Source organism: Pseudomonas soli, from assembly GCF_021283165.2.
Classification (GTDB): Bacteria; Pseudomonadota; Gammaproteobacteria; order Pseudomonadales; family Pseudomonadaceae; genus Aquipseudomonas; species Aquipseudomonas soli.
The window spans coordinates 910,897-936,009 of sequence record NZ_CP128543.1; the positions used below are offsets into that span (position 1 = coordinate 910,897).

At 63.6% G+C, this 25,113-nt stretch carries 23 protein-coding genes and 1 pseudogene; 12 read left to right on the forward strand and 12 right to left on the reverse strand.

What is annotated here, in order from left to right; genetic code table 11:
- Positions 1-5 precede the first annotated feature (5 nt).
- The gene (locus tag LU688_RS04110) at positions 6-227 is read right to left on the reverse strand and encodes a DUF3820 family protein (protein WP_031315465.1); all 222 of its coding nucleotides are present in this window, start codon (positions 225-227) and stop codon (positions 6-8) included.
- A gap of 202 nt (positions 228-429) precedes the next feature.
- On the opposite strand from LU688_RS04110, the gene LU688_RS04115 reads away from it, so the two are divergent.
- Positions 430-906, forward strand: a complete 477-nt coding sequence (locus LU688_RS04115; protein ID WP_094010256.1) for a ferritin-like domain-containing protein — start codon at positions 430-432, stop codon at positions 904-906.
- A 31-nt stretch (positions 907-937) separates the two neighbouring features.
- Here the strand turns inward: LU688_RS04115 and LU688_RS04120 are convergent, their stop codons facing one another.
- Entirely contained in the window at positions 938-2,434 is a 1,497-nt protein-coding gene (locus LU688_RS04120) for a GGDEF domain-containing protein (protein ID WP_094010366.1), read from the reverse strand.
- A 461-nt stretch (positions 2,435-2,895) separates the two neighbouring features.
- On the opposite strand from LU688_RS04120, the gene LU688_RS04125 reads away from it, so the two are divergent.
- Positions 2,896-3,135: a hypothetical protein gene (locus tag LU688_RS04125; RefSeq protein WP_023631630.1), complete on the forward strand. Its 240-nt coding sequence runs from the start codon at positions 2,896-2,898 to the stop codon at positions 3,133-3,135.
- Positions 3,132-3,383, forward strand: a complete 252-nt coding sequence (locus LU688_RS04130; protein WP_094010255.1) for a DUF3077 domain-containing protein — start codon at positions 3,132-3,134, stop codon at positions 3,381-3,383. Before LU688_RS04125 ends, LU688_RS04130 begins: the two co-directional genes overlap by 4 nt.
- A gap of 82 nt (positions 3,384-3,465) precedes the next feature.
- Here the strand turns inward: LU688_RS04130 and LU688_RS04135 are convergent, their stop codons facing one another.
- The 6 genes from LU688_RS04135 to LU688_RS04160 all read right to left on the reverse strand — a co-directional run bounded on the left by LU688_RS04135 (position 3,466) and on the right by LU688_RS04160 (position 11,719).
- A complete protein-coding gene (locus tag LU688_RS04135; RefSeq protein ID WP_023631632.1) occupies positions 3,466-4,776 on the reverse strand; it encodes an OprD family porin in 1,311 nt (436 codons plus the stop codon).
- A 205-nt stretch (positions 4,777-4,981) separates the two neighbouring features.
- A complete protein-coding gene (locus tag LU688_RS04140; protein ID WP_023631633.1) occupies positions 4,982-5,206 on the reverse strand; it encodes a hypothetical protein in 225 nt (74 codons plus the stop codon).
- Positions 5,207-5,336: 130 nt separating this feature from the next.
- Positions 5,337-6,740: a heavy metal sensor histidine kinase gene (locus tag LU688_RS04145; RefSeq protein WP_094010254.1), complete on the reverse strand. Its 1,404-nt coding sequence runs from the start codon at positions 6,738-6,740 to the stop codon at positions 5,337-5,339.
- Positions 6,741-6,785: 45 nt separating this feature from the next.
- Positions 6,786-7,457, reverse strand: a complete 672-nt coding sequence (locus LU688_RS04150) for a heavy metal response regulator transcription factor (RefSeq protein WP_046857063.1) — start codon at positions 7,455-7,457, stop codon at positions 6,786-6,788.
- 9 nt (positions 7,458-7,466) lie between these two features.
- Positions 7,467-10,559, reverse strand: a complete 3,093-nt coding sequence (locus LU688_RS04155; protein WP_232888039.1) for a multidrug efflux RND transporter permease subunit — start codon at positions 10,557-10,559, stop codon at positions 7,467-7,469.
- Positions 10,556-11,719, reverse strand: coding sequence for an efflux RND transporter periplasmic adaptor subunit (locus LU688_RS04160; protein ID WP_232888040.1), 1,164 nt, complete (start codon positions 11,717-11,719; stop codon positions 10,556-10,558). Before LU688_RS04160 ends, LU688_RS04155 begins: the two co-directional genes overlap by 4 nt.
- A 234-nt stretch (positions 11,720-11,953) precedes the next feature.
- Between LU688_RS04160 and LU688_RS27875 the strand changes: the two are divergent.
- A pseudogene (locus LU688_RS27875) lies at positions 11,954-12,223 on the forward strand (PAS domain-containing protein); the annotation flags it as partial.
- Positions 12,224-12,487: 264 nt separating this feature from the next.
- Positions 12,488-13,525 (forward strand): methyl-accepting chemotaxis protein, encoded by a 1,038-nt coding sequence (locus tag LU688_RS04165; RefSeq protein ID WP_371920591.1) that lies wholly within the window; start codon positions 12,488-12,490, stop codon positions 13,523-13,525.
- Positions 13,526-13,553: 28 nt separating this feature from the next.
- On the opposite strand, the gene LU688_RS04170 is transcribed toward LU688_RS04165, so the two are convergent.
- The 4 genes from LU688_RS04170 to norR form a co-directional block, all read right to left on the reverse strand.
- Entirely contained in the window at positions 13,554-14,288 is a 735-nt protein-coding gene (locus LU688_RS04170; RefSeq protein ID WP_232888041.1) for a YkgJ family cysteine cluster protein, read from the reverse strand.
- Positions 14,285-14,596: a hypothetical protein gene (locus tag LU688_RS04175; protein ID WP_023632440.1), complete on the reverse strand. Its 312-nt coding sequence runs from the start codon at positions 14,594-14,596 to the stop codon at positions 14,285-14,287. The genes LU688_RS04170 and LU688_RS04175 overlap by 4 nt, the downstream gene beginning before the upstream one ends.
- 88 nt (positions 14,597-14,684) lie before the next feature.
- Positions 14,685-15,584 (reverse strand): chemotaxis protein, encoded by a 900-nt coding sequence (locus tag LU688_RS04180; protein ID WP_102682490.1) that lies wholly within the window; start codon positions 15,582-15,584, stop codon positions 14,685-14,687.
- A 110-nt stretch (positions 15,585-15,694) separates the two neighbouring features.
- Complete coding sequence (gene norR, locus LU688_RS04185; protein ID WP_038707393.1) at positions 15,695-17,245, reverse strand: nitric oxide reductase transcriptional regulator NorR; 1,551 nt, start codon at positions 17,243-17,245, stop codon at positions 15,695-15,697.
- Positions 17,246-17,399: 154 nt separating this feature from the next.
- On the opposite strand from norR, the gene hmpA reads away from it, so the two are divergent.
- From hmpA to cyoE, 7 genes are all read left to right on the forward strand, one after another.
- Positions 17,400-18,578 carry an NO-inducible flavohemoprotein gene (gene hmpA, locus LU688_RS04190; RefSeq protein ID WP_102682488.1) on the forward strand — a complete coding sequence of 393 codons (1,179 nt, stop codon included), beginning with the start codon at positions 17,400-17,402 and terminating at the stop codon, positions 18,576-18,578.
- A gap of 546 nt (positions 18,579-19,124) precedes the next feature.
- Entirely contained in the window at positions 19,125-19,631 is a 507-nt protein-coding gene (locus LU688_RS04195) for a disulfide bond formation protein B (RefSeq protein ID WP_023629873.1), read from the forward strand.
- Positions 19,632-20,190: 559 nt separating this feature from the next.
- Positions 20,191-21,135 (forward strand): ubiquinol oxidase subunit II, encoded by a 945-nt coding sequence (cyoA, locus tag LU688_RS04200; protein ID WP_038707394.1) that lies wholly within the window; start codon positions 20,191-20,193, stop codon positions 21,133-21,135.
- Positions 21,136-21,138: 3 nt separating this feature from the next.
- Positions 21,139-23,160 carry a cytochrome o ubiquinol oxidase subunit I gene (gene cyoB / locus LU688_RS04205; protein WP_023629874.1) on the forward strand — a complete coding sequence of 674 codons (2,022 nt, stop codon included), beginning with the start codon at positions 21,139-21,141 and terminating at the stop codon, positions 23,158-23,160.
- Positions 23,161-23,163: 3 nt separating this feature from the next.
- Positions 23,164-23,787, forward strand: coding sequence for a cytochrome o ubiquinol oxidase subunit III (locus LU688_RS04210; protein ID WP_023629875.1), 624 nt, complete (start codon positions 23,164-23,166; stop codon positions 23,785-23,787).
- On the forward strand, positions 23,787-24,119 hold the full coding sequence (gene cyoD, locus LU688_RS04215; RefSeq protein ID WP_023629876.1) for a cytochrome o ubiquinol oxidase subunit IV: 333 nt from the start codon (positions 23,787-23,789) through the stop codon (positions 24,117-24,119). Before LU688_RS04210 ends, cyoD begins: the two co-directional genes overlap by 1 nt.
- 11 nt (positions 24,120-24,130) lie before the next feature.
- Entirely contained in the window at positions 24,131-25,018 is an 888-nt protein-coding gene (gene cyoE / locus LU688_RS04220; protein ID WP_023629877.1) for a heme o synthase, read from the forward strand.
- Positions 25,019-25,113: the final 95 nt, after the last annotated feature.

Below are 25,113 nucleotides of genomic sequence, written 5' to 3' on the forward strand. Positions count from 1 at the left end.
ATGCTTCAACCCCTGGTCTTGCCCCGCAACGGTTTCAGCAGATCGCCCAACCCGTTGTGGTCGATCTCGTGCATCAGCGCCAGCAACCCGCCAAGCTCCCCGGGCGGGAAGCCTTTACGGGCAAACCATGCCAGGTAGTCCCCGGGCAGGTCGGCGATGATCCGCCCCTGGTACTTGCCAAAAGGCATGGTGCGGGTGACCAGCAGTTGCAGGGTTTCGGGTTTCATCGGGCGGTGGCCTGTGGCGGTTGAAGCGCGACCTTACTGCAAACTGCACGACGACCCAAGCGGCGATCATGCAGAACGCCCTTGAGCGGCATGTTTGTGAAATCTTCAAGTTACTGATTTTAATGAATTATTTTTATTTCCTGGGTTTGGCACGAAGCCTGCTCCGATCAAGGTGACTATGACCTGCCAAGGAGTTGTTGCCATGAGTAATCCCAACAAAGACACGATCGACGTACTCAACGACCTGATCGAGTACAGCAAGGATGGTGAGAAAGGCTTCAAGACTTCTGCCGAGGATGTGAAGAACCCTGAACTTAAAGCATTCTTCGTGCAGCGTGCCAGCGAGTGCGCCAGTGCCGCCGCAGAGTTGCAGGGCGAAGTGCGGCGCCTGGGCGGCGACCCGGAAACCAGCACCAGCATCAGCGGTGACCTGCACCGTGGCTGGGTCAACCTCAAGTCGATGGTCACCGGCAAGGATGAAGAAGCGGTGCTCAATGAAGTGGAGCGTGGGGAAGACCATGCGCTGAAGGCCTACAAGGAAGCCCGCGAGAAGCTGGTCAAACTGGGGCGTTCGGCCAATGACACTTCGTATGCCTTGGTAGAGAAACAGCTGCAGGGCGTGCAGCGCAATCATGATCAGGTGAAGGCTCTGCGTAACGCAGCCCGCGCTCGGTCCTGATCAGCATGGGGCCGTTTAACGGCCCCATGACTCACTCCTCGGGTCCTTCCACCCGATTCCGCCCATTGGCCTTGGCCCGATACAACGCCTCGTCAGCATCACCCAGCAGCGCCGCCAGGTCCTGATGGGTGCCGGGGATATGCAGGCCAATCCCCACACTGACTGTCACCGACCGCTCGTCATCGCCGAACGGCGGCATCGCTTCGACACTGGCGCGAATCCGCTCGGCCAGCAACCGCGCACCGGCCAGCTCGGTTTCCGGCAGCACCACCTGGAACTCCTCCCCGCCGTAACGCGCCGCCAGGTCCGCAGGGCGGCGGATGCACAGCTCGATGGTGGTGGCCACCTCGCGCAGTACATGGTCGCCACCGGCATGGCCATGGCGCTGGTTGAAGGCCTTGAAGTGGTCCACATCCACCATCAACACCGCCAGCGGCTTGCGGTTGCGCTGGGCACGCGCCCATTCCTGGCGCAGCACCTGGTCGAGGCGGCGACGGTTGGCAAGGCCGGTGAGGCTGTCGGTGGCGGCGAGGGTGGCCAGGCCCAGTTCGGCATCGTGGCGCCGACGTAGCTCGCGGCCCAGCAGCAAGGTCAGCCAGAGGATGCCAATGCACAACACGCCGGTGGCCACGCTGACCACGATCGCGGTACGCCGCCACGACTGGAACACTTCATCGGCCGAGTGGGCCACCAGCACGATCAACGGCAGGTCGGCGACCCGGGCGAAGGTGTAGAGGCGCTGGCCCTCATAGGCCGTCGAGCGGGCGGTGAAGCTGCCACTGCGCTCGCTGAGGATGCGCTTGAAGTTGGGGCGCTCGCTGAAGCTGGTGCCGATCAGTGGATCCTGCGGCCGGGTCGGCTGGCGCGCCAGTAGCTGGCCGTCGGTGTTGAGCAGGTTGATGCTGCTGTCCACGCCGATGTCCAGGCGCTGGAACAGTTCGTTGAAATAGGACAGGCGCAAGGCCCCGGCGGCCAGGCCCTGGAACTCGCCGTTGGCGCCGGAGATGCGCCGGCTGAAGCTGATGCACCAGTCCAGGTTGCCCAGCCGCGCCTTGAACGGCGGACTGATCAGCAGGCCCAGGCCCGGGCGGTCTCGGTGCGCCTGGAAGGCCACGGTGTCGGCGAAGTTGGCCTGGCGCGGCACCGCGCTGGTGGAGTCGCCGAGCACGTCGCCCTTGGCGTCGAGCCAGAGAATGTCGCCGCGCACCGGCGCGGAGAAGGCCTGGTTGAACAGGATCTGCTGGCGCAGCTTGGTCGGTACGTTGAGCAGATCGGGGTGCTGCACGGCCCAGATCAGGCCCTTGAGCGACTGGTCGTAGAGTTCGACGTTGCGCAGGATGTCGCTTTCGATCAACTGCACGATGTTGCTCGACGAGCGCATTTCCGATTGCTCGACGCTGTCGCGCTCGCGTGCCAGCAGGTAGCCGACGATAGCCACTATGGCGAGCACGGCAAGGCAGCTGCCCAGGTTGAGGACCAGCTCGGGGTGTGACTTGTACAGGGCGGATCGTGGTGATCGGGTGGGCAACGTCATGCTCGCAACTGCATAAGCCCCGGGATCCATGGGGAGTGGGCCGGAAAGCGGCGGCGGTATTTTAGGCAAGGCGCGATTGTCGGACAAGATCAAAGGTGTTTTGCCCGACGGAATTGATTCAGTAGGCCTGCGATGGGATGTACGACATTTCCGAATCTGAAACCAAATGCTTCAGTTGGGCTGTGCTTGGGACCTATCCTACGCGCTTGCCGGAAGGGTCTGGATAGGCCGGGAAATGCATCAGGGCTAACGTCGTCGGGTCGCCAAATTTGGTGACCGGGCGTGAGAACCTGATGATATGTCTTTCGGCCACTTCAATGGCAGCCGTGTTCGGGCAGACCTCTGGTCTGGCCGGGTTTCATGTCCTCGGTTTCTCACCCCGTACACGGTTGCCACCTAATCCTGTGAGAAAGGTTCAAGTGGCGATTTTCTTCAATCGACATGAGCGATTTGAAATGAAAAAGCTAGTACCTGACCCACCCATCCCCTACATCTCCATCATCGACCATCTGCCCCTCGCCGAAGTCTGGGAGCATGCCGCTGTCCTGATGACCATGATGACCCGCACCTGCGACGTCTACATGGCCTTTCCCGTGGATGAGCGTCCCGAGATCCTGGTGGAGAACATTTCCATCCTCAGCCGGCTGCTGAGCTGCCTGATGGCCCACGCCAGGTCGCTGGAGGTGCAGCCATGAGCGAGCAGCCCGAACGTTTTGCCACTGCCGGCGTTTCGACATTCCTGGAGTGTTTTCGTGTTGAGCCCGATGTGCCTTTCAGCCTGGCGTTCAACGAGCTGTCGGTGCTGCAGGGTTGCATCCTGCACCTGACCACGGAGGCGGAAATGGAAGGGGATTTGAAAGCAGGGAGTGCAGCGCGGATCCTCAGTGCCATGGCCAAGGCGCTGATCAATGACCTGGAGATTGGGTTGAACCGTACCCGTTGAAGTCCATCGCAGGGCAAGCCCGCTCCCACGCCTGATAATCCGCCTGGCGTGGGAGCGGGCTTGCCCTGCGATCGGTTTCAGATCAGAACACGTTCAACGGATAATCCACGATCATGCGGAATTCGTTGTTGTCCTGAATCGTCGAGTAGGCCGCGTTGGCCCGGTGCGTGGCATAGCGCAGCAGCACCGACAGGTCCTTCATCTGACCTTCCTGGAACACATACTTCACGTCGAAGTCGCGCTCCCAGTGCCGGGCATTTTCGCCTTCGGCGTTGTAGAAATCGTAGTACTGGGTGTCTTGGCTGGCCTTGGTCAGGTCGGCCTTGCCGCGCGAGTACGACAGCGAGGTGCTCAGGCCTGGGATGCCGAGGCCGGCGAAGTCGTAGTCGTACTGCAGCTTCCATGAGCGCTCGTTCGGCGCGTTGAAGTCCGAGTACATGCGCGAGTTGTCGAGGAAGATGCTGTCGCCCAGGTTGATGTAGTCGAACGGCGTGTCGCCATTGACCCGCTGGTAGGCGGCGGTGACGCTGTGGTACCCGGCGGCGACGGTGAAGTGCACGCTCCAGGTGTTGTTGTCGATGCTGCCCAGCTTCGACTGGCCGGTGTCCTGGGTGTGATAGAAGTGCACGCCTGGGTTCAGGCTGACCAGGTCGTTGACCGCGTAGGTGTAGTCGAAGTCGGCGTAGTACTGGTTCCAGATGTCCTTCAGCTCGGCGGCGTAGAGGTTGGCGGTGACGCCCTCGGTGCCGCTCCACGACGCGCCGGCCCAGCTCAGGTTCTGGCTGTCCTGCTCGCGTGTCTGGTTGCTGTAGTAGGTGTTGATGCGGCGGTGGCCGCTCTGGTTGTACGGCTTGGTGAAGCTGACCTTGCCGCCTTCGAGCATCAGCCCGTCGATGCTGTTGTTGGTCAGCGCGACGCCGCGGAAGGTCTGCGGCAGCATGCGGCTTTCGCCACCGGCGATCACCGGGTTGGTGAGGAACAGGTCACCGGCCTTGAACTCGGTGTCGAAGCCCTTGAGCTTGATCGCGCCGCCGGCAGTGGAGAAGGCGTGGCGCGCCTTGTCTTCCGGTGCGCTCGGCAGGATCGAGGTGCCGGCACGGCCATCACCGCCGTCGAGCTTCAGGCCGACCATGGCGTGGGCGTCGAGGCCGAAGCCGATTACGCCAGGCGTGTAGCCGGACTCGAAGCGTGCGACGGCGCCCTGGCCCCACTCGCGTTTGTCCTTGATCGAGGCATTCTTCTCGTTGCGGTTGAAGTAGGCATTACGCAAATGCAGGTTCAGCGTGGAGCCCTCGATGAAGCCATCAGCCTTGGCTTCATCGGCCTGTGCGGCCACGGGCATCGTTGCGGCCAATGCAACGAACAACGGGGTGAAACGAAACGCGAAAGACACCGGTACAAACTCCTTTGGTCAAGCGATGGGGCAGTTTTTTATTGTCGTGTCTGCAAGTTCTTATTAGAGACGTAACAGCCAGGCTGAGATTTTCGACGCATAAAAAAAGCCGCTGAAAGGCAGCGGCTTTGAAAGGCTAACATATCGTCACAGGCAGTGCCCATGGTGTAGCCCAGGGAAAACTGGAAACAGCTGGCGTGGCCGGTCAGCTATCGGCATCGGTATCGACAGATACCTTGGAAGCTGTCTGCTGTGCGTCTTTAGCCGCAGCGGACTGCTGCGCGGCGTAGGCGTCACGCGCCTCCTGGTGAACCGCGGCGAGTTCGGCGTTGCGGGCGACGAAGGCCGGGGATTCTTCCGCCATGGCCAGGGGCGACAACAACAGGGAAGACAGGACGAAAACGCTGGCAATACCCATACTGTTGGACATTTGGAACAACCTTCTTGCGGGGCAAGTGCTAATGGAGACAGGGCTAAAGTTAGTCCTGTAAACAGCGGGGAAACAGAGGCTGTTCAGATAAGCACTGTTGCGCAAAAAGTAATGATCGCGGCAAAAATACTCAGACTTTTACCGCAAACCCGCGTAGTTGAGCGCTCGGCAAGTTGATACCGAAGGTATTGGCCCCGGCCTCGCTGTGCACGAAAACACTGCCGCCGTGCATCAGGGCGATTGCCTTGACGATGGCCAGGCCCAGTCCGTGGTTGCCGCCGCCGCTGTTGGCGCGGGCCGCATCCACCCGATAGAAGCGCTCGAACAGCATCGGCAGGTGTTCGTCGTCGATCGCCGGCCCCGGGTTGCTCACCGCGATGCTGACTTGCTCGTCATTCGCCTCGATGCGCACCTGGATCGCCTGGTGCGGTGCGGTGTGCTGCACGGCGTTGTTCAGCAGGTTGATCAGCGCCCGGCGCAACTGGGCCTTTTCGATGCAGGCCTGGGCATCGCCGCTGACGGTGACGCTGACGTGGGCGTCTTCGAGGATGTAGTCGAGGTAGTCGAGGGTGGTGGCCACTTCCTCGGCCAGCGAGGCCTGGGTAAGGGCGGTGGCCTTGCTGCCCTGGTCGGCGCTGGCCAGGAACAGCATGTCGTTGATGATGCTGCGCAGGCGCTCGAGTTCTTCGAGGTTCGATTGCAGCACCTCGAAGTAGTGCTCGGCGCTGCGCCCGCGGGTGAGGGCGACCTGGGTCTGGCCGATCAGGTTGGTCAGCGGCGAGCGCAGTTCGTGGGCGACGTCGGCGTTGAAGGCTTCCAGTTGCGAATAGGCCTGGCTGACTCGGTCGAGGGCGGCATTGAAGGTGCCGGCGAAGCGCGCCAGTTCCGGCGGCAGGTCGCGGGTCTGCAGGCGATCGTCCAGGCGTGGCGGCGCCAGGGCCTGGGCTTCTTCGGAGAGGGCGAGCAGGGGCCGCAGACCAATACGCGCGACCCAGTAACCAAGCAGCGAGGCCAGCAGCACGCCGAAAACCGCCAGGCCAACGATGGCCACCAGCAGGCTGTGCTGGGCCTGCCAGAAGGTTTCAGTGTCGATGCCGATCAGAAAACGCAGGGGCGGGCGCTCACCCTGCGCGGGCAGCTCGCTGACCAGCACCTTGTAGGGATAGGGGCTGTCGGACAGGCGCAGCTCGCGCATGCCCACAGGGCCCTTGGCGAAGTCGCGCACCTGTTCGCTGGGATGGCCGTACTCGAAGGACGGGGCGCCGCTCACCACCCAGAAGCGGATGCGTCGGTCTTCTTCGCTCAGCAGGTTGAGTTTGTTGTTGATCTTGGCCCAGTGCTCGGAGGTGCCGAAGCGGTTGAGGGTGGATTCGAGCACGCTGAAGCGTGCGTCCAGTTCGGCCGCCGGCAGCAGGTCGAGGCTGTGGTCGACCTGGCGGTACAGCGCGCTGCCGATCAGCACGAACACCGCCAGCGCCACCAGGGCGAAGAGCGCCGACAGGCGCAGGGCGATGGAGTTGCGCCAAGGATTCATCGGGCGTTACCTGCGGCCAATTCATGGGGGCGGGTAGTGCAGGTTTCAGCCACGATGTTCCAGGACATAGCCCATGCCTCGAATGGTATGCAGCAGCTTGTTGTCGAACGGCCCGTCGAGCTTGGCGCGCAGGCGCTTGATCGCCACCTCGACGACATTGGCGTCACTGTCGAAATTGATGTCCCAGACCAGCTCGGCGATGGCGGTCTTGGACAGGATCTCGCCCTGGCGCCGGGCCAGCACGCTGAGCAGCGAGAACTCCTTGGCGGTCAGGTCCAGGCGCTGGCCGGCCCGGCTGGCCTTGCGCGCCATCAGGTCGATCCACAGGTCCGCCACCTGGATCTGCAGCGGCTCATGAATGGCGCTGCGCCGGGTCAGGGCCTGCAGCCTGGCCACCAGTTCGAGGAACGAGAACGGTTTGCCCAGGTAGTCGTCGGCGCCTTCGCGCAGGCCGTGGATGCGGTCCTCGACCCGCTCGCGGGCGGTGAGCATGATCACCGGCGTCTGCTTGCGCGCCCGCAGTGCGCGCAGCACGCCGTAGCCATCCAGGCCAGGCAGCATCACGTCGAGCACGATCACCGCGTAGTCGCCTTCGAGGGCCAGGTGCAGGCCGTCGATGCCGTCGCGGGCCAGGTCGACGGTGAAGCCCTGCTCGGTGAGGCCACGATGCAGGTAGTCGGCGGTTTTTTCTTCGTCTTCGATGATCAGCACACGCATGGTCTTGTCTCAACTGGCGGTCGGCGCGGGGGCGACGGTGGCCTGGCGGCGGTGGAACAGACGCTCCAGGGCCAAGTATATGACCGGGGTGGTGAACAGCGTCAGGGCCTGGCTCACCAGCAGGCCGCCGACCACGGCGATGCCCAGTGGCTGACGCAGTTCGGCGCCGGCGCCGAAGCCGAACATCAGTGGCAGCGCGCCAAGCAATGCGGCCAGGGTGGTCATGATGATCGGGCGAAAGCGCACCAGGCACGCCTGGTGGATCGCCTGCTCGGGCGTCATGCCGTGGTTGCGCTGGGCTTCGAGGGCGAAGTCGATGAGCAGGATGCCGTTCTTCTTGACGATGCCGATCAGCAGCACCACGCCGATCAGGCCCATGATGGTGAAGTCCTGGCCCATGGCCCAGAGCAGGATCAGCGCACCCAGGCCCGCCGAGGGCAGGGTGGAGATGATGGTCAGCGGGTGCCCGAAGCTCTCGTAGAGCACGCCGAGGATGATGTACACCGCCACCAGCGCGGCGAGGATCAGGTAGGGCTGGCTCGACAGTGAACTCTGGAAGGCCTGGGCGGCCCCCTGGAAGTTGCCGGCGATGGAGTCGGGCATGCCCAGTTCGCGCTGGGTGCGTTCGAGGATCTGCACCGCATCGCCCAGGGCCACGCCGGGGGCCAGGTTGAACGACAGGTTGGCCGCCGGGAACAGGCCGTCGTGGCTGATCGACAGCGGCCCGGTGCTGGGCGGTGCGACATGGGCCAGGGCCGACAGCGGCACCATCTCGCCCGACAGCGGCGAGCGCAGGTAGAAATAGTTGAGGCTCTCGGCCTTGCCGCGCTGGCGGGCGTCCAGTTCGAGGATCACCTTGTACTGGTTGGTCTCGGTCTGGAACTCGCTGATCTGCCGCTGGCCGAAGGCATCGTACAGCGCCTGGTCGACGTCGGTGGTGGTCAGGCCGAAGCGCGCGGCGGCCTGGCGGTCGATGTCGATGCGGGTGACGCTGGCGCCCAGTTGCAGGTCGTTGGACAGGTCGCGGAACGCCGGATTCTCGCGCAGGCGTTCGGTCAGGCGCTGGGTCCACAGGTTCAGCGCAACGCCGTCGTTGCTCTTGAGCACGTACTGGTACTGGGTGCGCGACGGCCCGGAACTGAGGTTGATGTCTTGCCCTGCGCGCAGGTACAGGACGATGCCGGGAACCTGCGCCAGTTTTGCGCGCATGCGGTCGATCCATTCGCTGGCCGACACGTCGCGCTCGCCACGGGGCTTGAGGGAGATCCAGAAGCGCCCGTTGGCGATGGTCTGGTTGCTGCCGGTGACACCTACCGAATGGGAGAAGGCGCGCACCGCCGGGTCGGCTTCGATGATCTTCGCCAGGGCCTTGTGCTTCTCGATCATCGCGGGGTAGGACACATCGGCCGCCGCCTCGCTGGTGCCGAGGATGAACCCGGTGTCCTGCAGCGGGAAGAAGCCCTTGGGGATGGCCACGTAGCCGACCACCGCCAATGCCAGGGTCAGGCCGAACACGCCGAGGGTGACACGCTGGTGCGCCAGGGCCCGGTCCAGGCCCTTCTCGTACCAGCGCACCAGGCGCTGGCCGAAGCCGCCATGCTGCGTCTCGGGCGGGCGGCGCATGCACAGCGCGGCGAGGGTCGGTGCCAGGGTCAGCGAGACCACCACCGAAATCAGGATGGTCGCGGTGGCGGTCAGGGCGAATTCCTTGAACAGCCGGCCGACCACGCCGCCCATGAACAGCAGCGGAATGAACGCGGCGATCAGCGAGAAGCTGATCGACACCACGGTGAAGCCGATCTCGCCGGCGCCCTTGAGCGCGGTCGTGCGGCTGTCGTCGCCGGCCTCCAGGTGGCGGTGGATGTTCTCCACCACGACGATGGCATCGTCGACCACGAAGCCCACGGCGATGACGATGGCCACCAGGGTGAGGTTGTTGAGGCTGAAGCCGAACACGTACATCAATGCGCAACTGGCGATCAGCGACACGCCGAGCACGCTGGAAACGATGAAGGTCGCCGACCACTGGCGCAGGAACAGCGCCATCACCCCGATCACCAGGGCCACGGCGATCAGCAGGGTCAGCTCGACCTCGTGCAGCGAGGCGCGGATGGTCTGCGTGCGGTCCTGCAGCACCGACACCTCGACCGCTGCCGGCAGCATTTCCTGCAGGCGGGGCAGGGCAGCCATCACCCGGTCCACGGTGTTGACGATGTTTGCCCCGGGTTGGCGGAAGATAACCAGGTTCAACCCCGGCTGTTCGCCGGACCAGGCCCTGACGTAGGCGTTCTCGGCGCCGTCGATCACCTTGGCGACGTCGGCCAGGTGCACCGGGGCGCCGTTGCGGTAGCTGACGATCAGCTTCGCGTAGTCGTCGGGGTGGAACAGCTGGTCGTTGGCGGCGAGGGTCGACACGCTGTGCTCGCCGTACAGCGCGCCCTTGGCCAGGTTGAGACTGGTCTGCTGGATGGCCTGGCGGATATCGGCCAGGGTCAGGCCGATGGCGGCGAGCTTTTCGGGCTGGGCCTGCACGCGGATGGCCGGGCGTAGTTGCCCGGTGATGTTGATCAGGCCGACCCCGTCGATCTGGCTGAGCTGGCGGGCCAGCAGGGTCTCGGCATAGTCGCTCAGTTGGTTGCCAGGCATCTGCGCCGAGCTGACGGTGAGGATCAGCACCGGGCTGTCGGCCGGGTTGACCTTGCGCCAGGTGGGCGGGCTGGGCAGGTCCTGGGGCAGGCGCGCGGTGGCGGTGTTGATCGCCGCCTGGACCTCCTGGGCGGCGGTGTCGATGTTCTTGTCGAGGGTGAACTGCAGGATCAGGTTGGTCGAGCCCAGCGCGCTGCTGCTGGTCATCTGGGTCATGCCGGGGATGGCGCTGAACTGCACCTCCAGGGGCGTGGCGACCGACGAGGCCATGGTTTCCGGGCTGGCACCGGGCAACTGGGCGGTAACCTGGATGGTCGGGAAGTCGGCCTCGGGCAGCGGCGCCACCGGCAGGCGCGGGAAGGCGATGGCACCGAGCAGCACCAGGGCGAAGGTCAGCAGCAGGGTGGCGATGGGGTGGTCGATGCACCAGGCCGAGACGCCGTTGCGGGTGTTCATGGCTGGCTCCTGCTTTCGGCCATTTGCGCCGGGGCAGGGGTGTCGGGGGTGACTTCCACGGTGCTGCCGGGCTTGAGCCGCGACTGACCGTCCAGCACCAGGCGATCGCCGGCCTTGACCCCGGCAATGACGTTCAGCGTGCTGTCCTGGTACACCACCTTGACCGGTACGGCGCTGACCTTGTCGCCGTCCAGGCGGTAGACGAAGTGGCCGTCGATGCTGCGCTGCACCACCGGCGGCGGCACCACCAGGGCGTCCTCGTCCACCGCCGTGCGCAGGCGCACGGTAACCAGCTGGCCCGGCCACAGGCGTGCGTCCCGGTTGTCGAACTCGGCCTTGACCCGCACCGTGCCGGTGGTGGCCGAGACCTGGTTGTCGATCAGCATCAAGTGCCCCTTGGCGAGCAGGCTGCGTTCGCCGTCGGCGTCCAGGTAGGTCTCCACTTCGGCGGGTGTGGCCGAGTTGAGCAGGCCCTGCAGGACTGGCAGCTGCTGTTGGGGCAGGGCGAACTCCACGGCGATCGGGTCGATCTGGGTGACGCTGAACAGGCTCTGAGTGTCGCTGGTGCGTACCAGGTTGCCAGGGTCGACATTGCGAATGCCGACGCGACCGCTCACCGGCGAGCGGATCTGCGTGTAGCTGAGCTGCACCGCGGCATTGTCGATGGCCGCCTGGTTGCCCTTGATCGTTGCCTGCAACTGGTTCACCAGCGCCTGCTGCTGGTCGAGGGTCTGTTTGGACACGCCGTCGTCGCTGCTGAGCAACTGGTAGCGCTTGAGGTTGACGTTGCCCACTTGCAACTGCGCCTGGGTCTGGCCGAGCTGGGCGCGGGCCTGGTCGAGGTTGGCGCGGATCGCCCGGTCATCGAGGGTGGCCAGCAGGTCGCCCTGTTTGACCCACTGGCCTTCCTTGACCAGCACCTGGGTCAGCACGCCCTCCACCTGCGGGCGCACCTCGACGCTGTGCAGCGACAGCACCGAACCGATGGCGCTCAGGTAGCGCGGCACGTCCTGCTGGGCCACGGCGACCACGCGCACCGGTATCGCGCTGGCGGCGCGGTTGGCCGGGGCTTCGCGGCGCAATCCCTGCCAGGCACTGATGGCGATCAGCAGGACAAGGGCCATGGCGGCGAGTACGAGGTAGCGGGACGGACGTCGCATCGGGGCAGGCACCTTGGCCAAGGGGCTGGGAAATGGATTGGACTATTGCAGGGTTATAGCGCGCCGTCCGGGTCGGCAGCGTGACGCCTGGCTGTCATGGCTGTCAGTTTCGGTGGGTTGATGGCCAAGTGCCAATACCCTGCCATGGATCAATGTTACGTTGGCGTTTGCCCCTAGAGTCGTACGCCCTGCCGATTTCACGTACAACAACGAGAGCCTCCGATGAAGTGCAATATGCCTGTTACCGGTCGCGAAGTGGATTACCCCGGCGACGCCAATATCCTGTCCACCACCGATCTGGACAGCCGCATCACCTATGCCAACGACGATTTCCTGCGAGTCAGCGGGTTCGCGCGCGAGGAGCTGCTGGGCAATCCCCACCACATCGTCCGCCACCCCGACATGCCGCCCCAGGCCTTCGCCCAGATGTGGCAGGCGCTCAAGGCCGGACGCTCGTGGATGGGACTGGTGAAGAACCGTTGCAAGAACGGTGACCACTACTGGGTGAGCGCTTTCGTCTCGCCGATCAGCAGTGGCGGGCAGGTGCTGGAGTACCAGTCGGTGAGGACCAAGCCTGGGGTCGAGCAGGTCGCGGCGGCCGAGCGGTGCTATGCAAGGTTGCGCGAAGGCCGGCGTGACTGGCGCGAGCGCTTACCGGTACTGCAGTTGGGCACACGCTTGTCGCTGGCGGTCGGTGTGGTACTGGCGCTGGTGATAGGCGCGGGTCAATGGTGGCTGGGGGCACCGCTGCTGGAATCGCTGGTGGAGATGGTGGCGGCTGGGGGCTTGAGCAGCTTGGCGATCCTGGTGCTGCTGCGCCCATACGAGCGGCTACGTCGGCAGGCCCAGACGATCGCCGACAATCCGCTCAGCCAGCACCTGTACACCGGCCGGCGTGACGGCCTGGGGCAGATCGAGTTCGCCATGCGCATGCTCAAGGCGCAGCTGGGGGCGGTGGTCGGGCGTATCGGCGACACCTCCTCGCGCCTGGCCGGGCACTCGGGCTCGCTGGTCGAGGCCTTGCACAGCAGTCACGCCAACAGCCTCGAGCAGCAGAGCGAAGCCGACCAGGTGGCCACGGCGATCCACCAGATGAGCGCCAGTGTCGCCCAGGTCGCCAGCAGCGCGCAGATGGCGGCGATGGCGGCCGACCAGGCCGAGGACGAGACCCAGTCAGGCCACCAGCTGGTCGATCGCAACCGCTGCGCGATCCAGGACCTGGCCGGCTCGCTGGTGGAAGCCAGCGAGGTGATCCAGCAACTGGAGAACCACAGCAGCGAGATTTCCGGGGTGCTCGACGTGATCCGTGGCATCGCCGAGCAGACCAACCTGCTGGCGCTCAACGCCGCCATCGAGGCGGCGCGCGCAGGCGACCAGGGGCGGGGGTTCGCGGTGGTCGCCGACGAGGTGCGTGGCCTGGCCCAGCGCACCGCGCAGTCGACCCACGATATCCAGCGCATGATCGGTGCCCTGCAGGACGGTGCCCGCGCGGCGGTGCAGGTGATGCAGCAGAGCAGTGCCCATGCCGGGCACAGCGTCGAGCAGGCGCAACTGGCCAGCGACGCGCTGGACAGCATCAGCGTGCGGGTCAACCAGATCAACGAGATGAGCCTGCAGATCGCCGCGGCGGTGGAGCAGCAGAGCCAGGTCAGCGAGAACATCAACCGCAACATCACCAGCATCCGCCAGGCCAGCGAGGCGACGGTCAGCGTCGGGCAGCGCAGCCACAGCAGCGCCAGTGACGTGGCGGACCTGGCCAAGGACCTGCGGCGGCTGGCGGATGAGTTCTGGCGGCGCTGTCAGTGATTGACTGAGTTGTCTATGCCGGATCTATCTAGAAACCGATGAACGCATAGTAGACCGGCGCTACGCCCGTCACCTGTAGGCGATGACCCTGCAGATCGGCCGCAAGTGTCTCGTCCTGCACATGCACCACCCACGGTCCATCGACCGCCTGTGGCGCCTGCTCCAGCACCGAGGCAAACGCCGCCATGTCCGGCAGCCACGCGGTAAACCCATTGCCCTTCAGCGCACTGGTGGTCATCCCCAGCGCCTGACAGATCGCCACCTTGGCCGCGATATCATCGCGGTCGGCCTGGCGTGAGGCTTCGATCAGGGCACGCAGCGCCTCATCCACCGGCAGGTTGCCGTGAATCAGTTCCGGCCCTTGCGTCCAGGCCTCGGGCGGGCAGTCCTTGTTTTCCGGGCGCAGCGGCAGGTGCGGGTTGATCTCCGCCGGGTAGATGCGACAGACCAGCGGGCGGCTTTCATAGATACCGCACAGGTCGTTGTCATCGAGGTTGCGGCAGCGCCCTGGATTGAACGCGGCGAAGGTCACCGATACCTGCAACTGCGCGTCACCGCATGGCACCGGGTGCGAACGGCGCAGCACATGCTCGCGCTGGTCTGCCGGCATGCCGGGGCCATCGGCGAGAAAACCTTCGATCAGCACCACCACCTGACCACCAGAGATCGCCCACTGGTGGGCCTCGGCAAGCGTCAGCGGCACATGATGGCCCGTGCAGCATTTGCCGCAGCCGGTGCAGGCGAAGCGAATACTGTCGCTCATCGTTTGCCGGCTTCCCATTCCGTGGTAAAGGCTTGCTGGCGTTGGCGGTCGTAGAGGCACAGCTCGGTACCGGTGCGGTTCTGCATGTGCTTCTGGGGGTAGATGCCCTCGATCAGCAGCGCGCTGTAACCGATCTGGTCGTCGAACTCGGCGGGTTTGCCCAGGGCGTGGGCGTCCTTGAACTGGCTGGCGGCCAGACAGGCTTTGAGCATGTGCTGGCGTTGGTCGCTCCAGGCTTGGTTGCTCGAAGCGTGTACTGCGCCGCTGGCGAAGGCGCAGAGAATCAGGAACGAATTGAGTAATTTCATACGCGACACCGGCAATGAACCTGCGAAGGGCGCGAATTATGCCCGAACGTTTTCCTTCATCAAGTCAGGAAAGTCCTGACTTGATGTGTCAGCGCTCCTCGAACACCACCGCCCGCGCCGCCGTCACCAGGCAGTTGGTCAGCTCCGGCGAGGAGAACTTGGTGAGAATGGCATTGGCCCCGGCCAGCTTGGCCTTGTCACCGCTCATCGCGCTGTCCAGCGAGGTGTGCAGCAGGATGTACAAGTGCTGGAAGTCCGGGGTTTCGCGCAGGGTGCGGGTGAAGGCGAAACCATCCATCTCGGACATCTCGATGTCCGAGACGATGATGTTGATCTCCCTGTCGGTGCCTTGCAGCTCCAGCAGCACATTGATCGCATCCTTGGCGCTGCGCGCGGTGTGGCACTCGATGCCAAGGTTGCGCAAGGTGTGCACCGACTGCTGCAACGCGACCTGGCTGTCGTCTACCACCAGGATGTTGGCGGCGGCCAGCAGGCTTGCATCTTCTTCGCTGACTTCCCCCGGGTGCGGTTCGTGGGGGGGCGGGGCGATGCCGTGGATGACCTTTTCGATATCCAGCACCTGCACCAGGGTATTGTCGACCCGGGTGACGCCGGTAATGAACGAGCGGTTGCCCGAGCCGTAGGGCGGCGGTTTGATGTCGGTGCTCAGGCAATGGACGATACGGCTCACCGCTTGCACGTGCAGGCCCTGGCGCGAGCGGCTGATCTCGGTGACGATCAGGCAGCCGCCGTCGGGGTCGGCCAGGGGCATTTCGCCGATGGCGCGGGACAGGTCGATCACCGACAACGAGTTGCCGCGCAGGGTGGCGACGCCTTTGACGTGCGGGTGGGACTCCGGCAGCTTGGTCAGCGGCGGGCAGGGGATGATCTCGCTGACCTTGAGCAGGTTGATAGCCATCAGCTTGCCGCTGCGCAGGGTGAACAGCAGCAGGGACAGCGAGTCCGCGCGGGCTTTTTGCGTGGCCATGGACAACCTTCGCTATGAATGAGGGGGAGGATGCCGGGTTATCGGCTTTCTGGCGCCAGGCTTTAGCTTAGTTTGCTATTCGCTCTGTATGGGGCTGCTTCGCAGCCCCGTCAGCGCAGTCCCAATCGCTTGGCCAGCCTGCTCAGGTTGGCCCGATCCAGCCCCAACTCCCGGGCTGCGGCTGCCCAGTTGTCCTGGTGACGATCCAGGCACGCTTCGACGATCTGCCGTTGATAATCATCCACCGCCTCGCGCAGCCCCCCCTCGGGCAGCGGCGCGTCAGCTGACGGTGCCTCGGTTTCTGCCAGTATGCTCGGCGCCACGTTGCGCAGATCGAGGTCAGCCGCTTCCAGGGTGAGGATCTTCGGCCGCCGTCCTTGCTGCCCCAATGCCTTTAGCGCCGAGCGACCGATCAGGTGTTCCAGTTCGCGGACGTTGCCCGGCCAGCCGTACGCCAGCAGGGCGGCCTGGGCGTCGGTGGACAGCCGCAGGCTCCCCAGCCCCAGGCGCGCGCGGTTCTGTTCGAGGAAAAAGCCAGCCAGCAACAGCACGTCGCGGCCTCGCTCGCGCAGGGGCGGAACTTGCAGCGGGTAGACGCTCAGCCGGTGGTAGAAGTCGGCGCGGAAGTTGCCATTGCGCACCTCTTCGGCCAGGTCGCGGTTGGTCGCGGCGATCAGGCGTACATCGACCTGATGGTCGCGGTCCGAACCCAGGCGTTGCAACTGCCCGCTCTGCAACACCCGCAGCAACTTGGCCTGCACCGCCAACGGCAGCTCGCCGACCTCGTCGAGGAACAATGTGCCGCCGTTGGCCAGCTCGAACTTGCCGCGGCGTTCACCATGGGCGCCGGTAAAGGCGCCGCGCACATGGCCGAACAGTTCGCTCTCCACCAAGGTGTCGGGCAGGGCGGCGCAGTTGAGGCTGATCATCGGCTTGCCGGCACGCTGGCTGGCATGGTGCAGGGCCTGGGCCACCAGTTCCTTGCCGACGCCGGTCTCGCCAGTGATCAGCACGGTCAGGTCGCTGCCACCGACCAGGCGGATCTCCTCGACCAGGCGCTTGTGCGCCTTGCTCTGGCCGATCAGTTCGCGGTCCTGGCCGCTGGCCTGGCGATATACCTCGGCGCGCTGGTGTTCATCCTCGGCGCGCAGGGCCAGGTGCTCGATGCGCTCGGCCACGGTTACCGTGGCGGCGGCCAGGCTGGCGAAGGCCTGCAGGGCGTCGAGCTCGAGGCTCTGGAACTGGCCGGCGGTGAGCGCGTCGAGGGTCAGCAGGCCCCACGGGCGTTCGTCGACCATCAGCGGGCAACCCATGCAGTCGTGCACCTCGAGATCCACATGGGCGGCGTCGACCAGGCCGTCGTAAGGGTCGGGCAGCGGGCTGTCGCTAGGGAAGCGGGTGGGCTCGGGGCGGCTGAGCAGGGCCTGGAAGCGCGGGTGCTCGCTGACCCGGAAGCGTCGACCCAGGGTGTCCGCTGACAAGCCATCCACCGCCAGCGGCACCAGCCACTCGCCATCCAGGCGCAGCAGCGCCGCGGCATCGCACGGCAGCAGACCGCGCATGGCCTGCAGCAGCCGGCGGTAGCGTTCCTGGTCGGGGAGGTCGCGGGACAAGTCGCTCACCAGAGGGAGGAGGGCAGTGAGCAGGGGCTTTGCAGTCATATGGACTCCTGTTGGTCGGAATGACTATACGCCTGAGTGTGTCCTTTTGACATTGATCAATGAAAAGCCCCGGTTTTATTGACGATCAAAGTTGGCACGATTGCTGAAATGGTCTACGCAACCATTCGAAGCCACAGGCTCAGGAGTTGTCGTAATGCTCAATGCCGAACAACGTGCAATCATCAAAGCCACCGTGCCCCTGCTGGAAAGCGGTGGCGAGGCCCTGACCACCCACTTCTACAAGATGATGCTCAGCGAGTACCCCGAGGTACGCCCGCTGTTCAACCAGGCCCACCAGGCCAGCGGCGACCAGCCGCGTGCCCTGGCCAACGGGGTGCTGATGTACGCCCGGCATATCGACCAGCTCGAGCAGCTGGGCGGTCTGGTAGGCCAGATCATCAACAAGCACGTCGCCCTGCAGATTCTCCCTGAACACTACCCGATCGTCGGCAGCTGCCTGCTGCGCGCCATCGAGGAAGTGCTGGGCAAGGAGATCGCTACCGCCGAGGTGATCGCCGCCTGGGCGGCGGCCTACGGCCAGCTTGCCGACATCCTCATCGGCGCCGAGGAGAACCTGTACAAACAGAAGGAAGAGGCCGCCGGCGGCTGGCGCGGCACCCGCGAATTCCGCCTGGTACGCCGCGAGCAGGAAAGCCGCGAGATCGTCTCGTTCTACTTCGCTCCGGTCGATGGCAAGCCGGTGCTCAAGGCCGAGCCGGGCCAGTACATCGGCCTGAAGCTGGAAATCGATGGCCAGGAGCAGCGTCGCAACTATTCGCTGTCGGCCCTGTGCGACGGTGAGCAGTACCGCATAAGCGTCAAGCGCGAGGCGGGCGGCAAGGTCTCCAACTACCTGCATGATGGCTTGATGGTCGGCGATACCCTGCAACTGTTTCCGCCTTCCGGTGATTTCACCCTGGTCGCCAGCGACAAGCCGCTGGTGCTGATCAGCGGCGGCGTGGGCATCACCCCGACCCTGGCCATGCTTGAGGCGGCCCTCGAGACCGAACGCCCGGTGCACTTCATCCATTGTGCGCGCAACGGCGCGGTGCATGCCTTCCGCGACTGGATCGATGGCCTGGCGGCGCGCCACCCGCAACTCAAGCGCTTCTACTGCTACGCCGAAGAAGATGGCAGCCAGGCTGCCGACGCAGTGGGCCTGCTGGACCAGGACCTGCTGGCCGAATGGCTGCCGCGTGAGCGTGATATCGACGCCTACTTCCTCGGGCCCAAGGGCTTCATGGCGGCGATCAAGCGTCAGCTCAAGGGCCTGGGTGTGCCGGAAGGGCAGAGCCGCTACGAGTTCTTCGGCCCGGCTGCGGCGCTGGAGTAAGCGATAGGCCTGGCTGGCCCCATCGCCGGCAAGCCGGCTCCCACAGGTATCGCTGAACCCTGTGGGAGCCGGCTTGCCGGCAATGGGGCCGGGACAGGCTACGAGTAATTCATCCCAATCGCTGCGGTTCGGCGTTCTGTCGGGCCGCCAGCACACGGATGCTCCCGGCCGTGGGTAATCGAGAACAAAGCGGACGATGACATTCGACGCTGTCGGCCTGGCCGAGCGCCGAACCGCAGCGATTGGGCCTAACCGGTCTTCTATATAAGGAAGAGGTAAACGCGGTTACACCCGCTTTCATCTTTAATCCTCCTTTAATCACTGTATCCTTCACTCTCAGGTGTCGAGGGGCCTGCTCCTGCCCGGCACCTGGGCTGGCGCATTTTTCACGTGCGTCAGTGAACCGAAACCGACCCGCTCGGTCCTAGGTCATCAGTGGATAGCCGCGCACGCCCCCGCTCGATGCATTCAAAGGTCATCTTCAGCGTGTAGACTGGGCGCCCCTCGGGCAGCCCGCGCTGTCACTCTCCATCGAAGGAATCGGCAATGAACGAACTCTCATCGCGCCTGAATCGGGAACGGCGCTTTCTGGTGCTCCTCGGCGTGATCTGCCTGGCGCTGATCGGCGGCGCCCTGTACATGCAGGTGGTGCTGGGCGAGGCACCTTGCCCGCTGTGCATCCTGCAGCGCTATGCCCTGCTGTTCATCGCGATCTTCGCCTTCATCGCCGCCGCCATGCCCGGGCGCCGCAGCCTGACCTTCTTCGAGGCGCTGGTGGTGCTCAGCGCCATCGGTGGCATCGTTGCCGCCGGCAACCATGTGTATATACTCGCCAACCCCATGGTCAGCTGCGGTATCGACACCTTGCAGCCCATCGTCGACGACCTGCCGCTGGCCAAGCTCTGGCCGCTGGCGTTCCAGGTCGATGGGTTCTGCTCCACCCCATACCCACCGATCCTCGGCCTGTCCCTGGCGCAATGGGCGCTGGTGGCGTTCGTGCTGACGGCGGTGCTGGTGCCCTTGGGCATCTACCGAAACCGTCGCCGCGCTTAGACCAAAGTCCCGAATTGACCTGGGTCTATTGCGCGGCGAGATAAGCTGCAAATGGCCCCCGATGATTGATCCAGGTCAGCCACCAGCCCTTGCGCGGCAAGGGTTTCAGGGCTACTGCGCGGGGTGCGACAAACTGTCGCGAAGTTGATTTTTTGACCAGTATTGTTACGCATCCTGTAAAAGACTGTTGCTCAATAAGTCATAGTCATCGTGGGGCGACCTATCTACAATCGCCCCCAATTTCCGTTCGGCACTGCTTGCGAGTCGCAGGATTGATGGGAGCCGCAGCGCTTTCCATTTGCTGACTTCGACAAGTTTCGCCCAACGGCGATACCGGGCGGACACCCCTCCGCGTTTTCCCGCACCAAATGGACTTGGTCTGAAGTACAGGCCTGTTGCCTACGAAACCATAAGCACCGCCAACCCGCTTGACGCCAAGATCCAGCAGTCGGATCCCTGGCAGGGGCGGGTACGGGCGCCAATTGCCGCACTTGGCAGGACGAAGTGTTGGCTACCAAACACAAATTGCATTGAAGCAAGCTGATCTAGAGGTCGTGAGATGAGTAAAAAGCGTTACCCCAGACTGTTTGGCATATTGCCCTTTTTAGGCATGCTTTTACTCAGTGGGTGCAACTGGACCCTGCTCGATCCGAAGGGCCAGGTCGGCATTGAGCAGAAGAACCTGATCCTGATCGCCACCGGCTTGATGCTGCTGGTGGTCGTGCCCGTGATCATCATGACCCTGGCGTTCGCCTGGAAGTATCGTGCGTCCAACAAGGCCGCCACCTACACCCCCGACTGGTCGCACTCGACCAAGATCGAGGCCGCGGTGTGGATCATCCCGATCCTGATCATCATCGCCCTGGGTTACTTCACCTACCACTCCACCCACAAGCTGGACCCGTACCGTCCACTGGATTCCGATGTGAAGCCGGTGCAGATCGACGTGGTCGCGCTGGACTGGAAATGGCTGTTCATCTACCCGGAACAGGGCATTGCCACGGTCAACAAGATCGTCTTCCCGGCCAATACCCCGGTCAACTTCCGCGTGACCTCCGACGCCGTGATGAACTCCTTCTTCATCCCGGGCCTGGGTGGCCAGATCTACGCCATGGCTGGCATGACCACCAAACTGCACCTGATCGCCAACGAGAACGGTGAGTTCGACGGTATCTCCGCCAACTACAGCGGTGCCGGCTTCACCGGTATGAAATTCAAGGCTGTTGCCACCTCCCAGGCCGACTTCGATGCATGGGTCGCCGAGGTGAAGGCTTCGCCGAAGAAACTGGACCAGGCCGAATATGACGCCTTGGCCAAAGCAAGCGAAAACAACCCAGTCGCGCTGTACAGCGAGGCTCAGGCTGACCAGTTCCAGCGCATCGTCGACAAGTACGAAGGCATGAACCGCGGTCGTCCGAACCACGAAGAAGCAGGCAGCAAAGACCTGGCCACTACCAAGGGTGTGGAATCGAGTATGCAACCAGCTGCCGGTGCAGAGGAGTAAGAGATGTTCGGTAAATTAACTCTGGAGGCGATACCGTATCACGAGCCGATAGTCATGGTGACGCTTGCCATGATCGCGCTCGGTGGTATCGCTGTCGTTGGTGCCATCACCTATTTCCGCAAGTGGACCTACTTGTGGACCGAGTGGCTGACCACGGTCGACCACAAGAAGATCGGCGTGATGTACATCATCGTCGCTATGGTCATGCTGCTGCGCGGCTTCGCCGACGCCATCATGATGCGTACCCAGCTGGCTGCCGCCACCGGTGGCTCCGAAGGCTACCTGCCGCCTGAACACTATGACCAGATCTTCACCGCCCACGGTGTGATCATGATCATCTTCATGGCGATGCCGTTCTTCACCGGCCTGATGAACCTTGCGGTTCCTCTGCAGATCGGTGCACGTGACGTTGCCTTCCCGTTCCTGAACTCCCTGAGCTTCTACCTGCTGCTGGCAGGCGTGCTGCTGGTCAACATCTCGCTGGGCGTTGGTGAATTCGCCAAGACCGGCTGGGTTGCCTATCCGCCGCTCGCGGGTATCCAGTACAGCCCTGGGGTGGGTGTCGACTACTACATCTGGGCACTACAGCTATCAGGTCTGGGTACGACGCTTACCGGCGTGAACTTCCTCGTCACCGTGATGAAGATGCGCGCCCCTGGCATGAAGCTGATGGACATGCCGATCTTCACCTGGACCTGCACCTGGGCCAACGTACTGATCGTCGCTTCCTTCCCGATCCTGACCGCCGCACTCGCGCTGCTGACTGTTGACCGTTATCTGGACTTCCACATCTTCACCAACGAGCTTGGTGGGAACCCGATGATGTACGTCAACCTGTTCTGGGCGTGGGGTCACCCTGAGGTCTACATCCTGATCCTGCCGGCCTTCGGCGTGTTCTCGGAAGTCACCTCGACCTTCGCAGGCAAGCGCCTGTTCGGTCACCACTCGATGATCTACGCATCGGGCGCAATCGCCATCCTCGGCTTTGCGGTCTGGCTGCACCACTTCTTCACCATGGGTGCCGGCGCCAGCGTCAACACCTTCTTCGGCCTGGCGACGATGCTGATCTCCATTCCGACCGGTGTGAAGCTGTTCAACTGGCTGTTCACCATCTACCAGGGCCGTCTGCGCTTCACCGCGCCGATCATGTGGACCCTGGGCTTCATGGTCACCTTCTCCATCGGTGGCATGACCGGCGTCCTGCTGGCTGTTCCAGGTGCCGACTTCGTTCTGCACAACAGCCTGTTCGTGATCGCCCACTTCCACAACGTGATCATCGGTGGCGCGGTATTCGGCTACATCGCCGGCTTCGCCTTCTGGTTCCCGAAAGCCTTCGGTTTCACCCTGAACGAGAAGTGGGGCAAGGCTGCCTTCTGGTTCTGGATCTCCGGCTTCTACGTAGCGTTCATGCCGCTGTACGCCCTGGGCTTCATGGGCATGACCCGTCGTCTGAACCACTCCGACAACCCGCTGTGGGAACCCTACCTGTACGTAGCCGTAGTCGGCGCCGTGCTGATCCTGTTCGGTATCGCCTGCCAGCTGATCCAGATCTACGTCTCGGTTCGCGATCGCAAGGACAACATGGACGTCACCGGCGACCCATGGGGCGGCCGTACCCTGGAATGGTCGACTTCGTCGCCACCTCCGTTCTACAACTTCGCCCACATGCCTGAGCACGTTGGCCTGGACGCCTGGCACGAAGCCAAGCAAGCCGGCGCCGCCTACAAGGCTCCGGCCAAGTACGAAGCGATCCACATGCCGAGCAACACTTCCACCGGTCTGTTCATGGGTCTGTTGCTGACCGTGTTCGGCTTCGCCTTCATCTGGCACATCTGGTGGCTGGTGGGTGCGAGCCTGGTTGCGACCATCGCTGTCTTTGTTCGCCACGCCGCGCGTGACGACCAGGGCTACATGGTGCCGGCCGAAGAAGTGGCGCGCATCGAAGGCGAGCGCATGAAAGCGCTGGCCAACGCTGGTGCACTGCCTGCTGGCGGCGCACGTGTCGAATCGTTTGAACGGGTGTAATCAATGTCCAGTCAAGTAATCCACGGTGGCGCGCATGGTCATGACCATGCGCACGATGACCACCACCACGACTCGGGCCAGATGACCGTACTCGGTTTCTGGCTGTACCTGATGACCGACTGCATCCTGTTTGCGTCGCTCTTCGCCACCTACGCGGTGCTGTCCGGCGGTTTCGCCGGCGGCCCGTCGGGTCACGACATCTTCCAGCTCGACTTCGTGCTGGTCGAAACCGCGTTTCTGCTGCTGTCCTCGATCACCTTCGGCTTCGCCATGCTGAAGATGTTCGCCGGCAACAAGGCAGGTGTACTGGGCTGGTTGGCTGTGACCTTCCTGTTCGGTGCAGGCTTCATCGCGATGGAAATCTATGAGTTCCATCACCTGATCGCCGAAGGCTACGGCCCGCAGCGCAGTGGCTTCCTGTCGGCGTTCTTCGCGCTGGTCGGTACCCACGGCCTGCACGTGACTGCCGGTCTGATCTGGATGGCAATCATGATGTACCAGATCAACAAGCACGGCATCACGCCGACCGCCAAGACCCGCATGAGCTGCCTGAGCCTGTTCTGGCACTTCCTCGACGTGGTCTGGATCTGCGTGTTCACCGTCGTCTACCTGCTGGGGGTTCTGTAATGGCTAGCGCACACGACACTCATCACGAAGGCAATCACGGTAGCGTGAAGTCCTACATGATCGGCTTTGTACTGTCGATCATCCTGACCGCGATCCCGTTCGGCCTGGTGATGTACCCAAGCCTGCCGAAGAACCTGACCGTCCTGATCGTGGTGGCCATGGCCGTCATCCAGGTGGTGGTGCACCTCGTGTACTTCCTGCACATGGACCGCTCGAAAGAGCAGCGCTCCAACGTGTCGACGTTCCTGTTCACCGTTCTGGTAATTGCACTGCTGGTCGGCCTGTCGCTGTGGATCATGTTCAGCATCCACTTCGAAATGCTGGCCAAGTGAGGTAAGACTGCATGTCCGTGAAGCACTTTATCCAAATCACCAAACCGGGGATCATTTTCGGTAACGTGCTTTCCGTGGCAGGCGGTTTCTTCCTTGCCGCCAAGGGGCATGTGGATTTCGCCCTGTTCCTGGCGGTGGTGATCGGTACGTCCCTGGTGGTCGCGTCCGGATGCGTGTTCAACAACTGCATCGACCGTGACATCGACCACAAGATGGAGCGCACCAAGAACCGCGTCATGGTCCAGGGCGGCATGTCGCTGCCCCTGGCGCTGATCTACGCCACCCTGCTCGGGGTGGCGGGTTTCAGCTTGCTGTATGTCCAGGCCAACCCGCTGTCGGCGTTCTGCGCCCTGGTTGGCTTCGTGGTCTACGTCGGCTTCTACAGCCTGTGGCTCAAGCGCAAATCGGTGCACGGCACCCTGGTCGGCAGCCTGTCCGGTGCCATGCCTCCGGTGATCGGCTACTGCGCGGTGAGCAACAGCTTCGACCTGGCCGCGTTCACCCTGCTGGTGATGTTCAGCCTGTGGCAGATGCCGCACAGCTTCGCCATCGCCATCTTCCGCTTCAAGGACTACAGCGCCGCCAACATCCCGGTCCTGCCGGTGGCGCGCGGTATCCTCGCGGCGAAGAAGCAGATCGTGCTGTACGTGCTGGCCTTCGTCCTCGCCACCCTGATGCTGACCCTCGGCGGCTACGCCGGCCTGGGTTACCTCGCCGTGGCGGCCGCCATGGGCCTGTACTGGCTGTACATGGCCTGGGGCGGCTACAAGGCAGAGGACGACAGCAAGTGGGCGCGCAAGGTATTCGGCTTCTCCATCCTCACCGTCACTGCCCTGAGCGTGATGATGGGCGTGGACAGCCAGACCGCGGCCGACGTGCTGATGACCTACGCACGCTGAAACACCCCAGCTGCACAAGACGCCCCGGCTTGCCGGGGCGTTTTTTTGCCTCGGAAAATTCATTCGAAGGGCAGTTGACAGCGCCATGCCCTTTG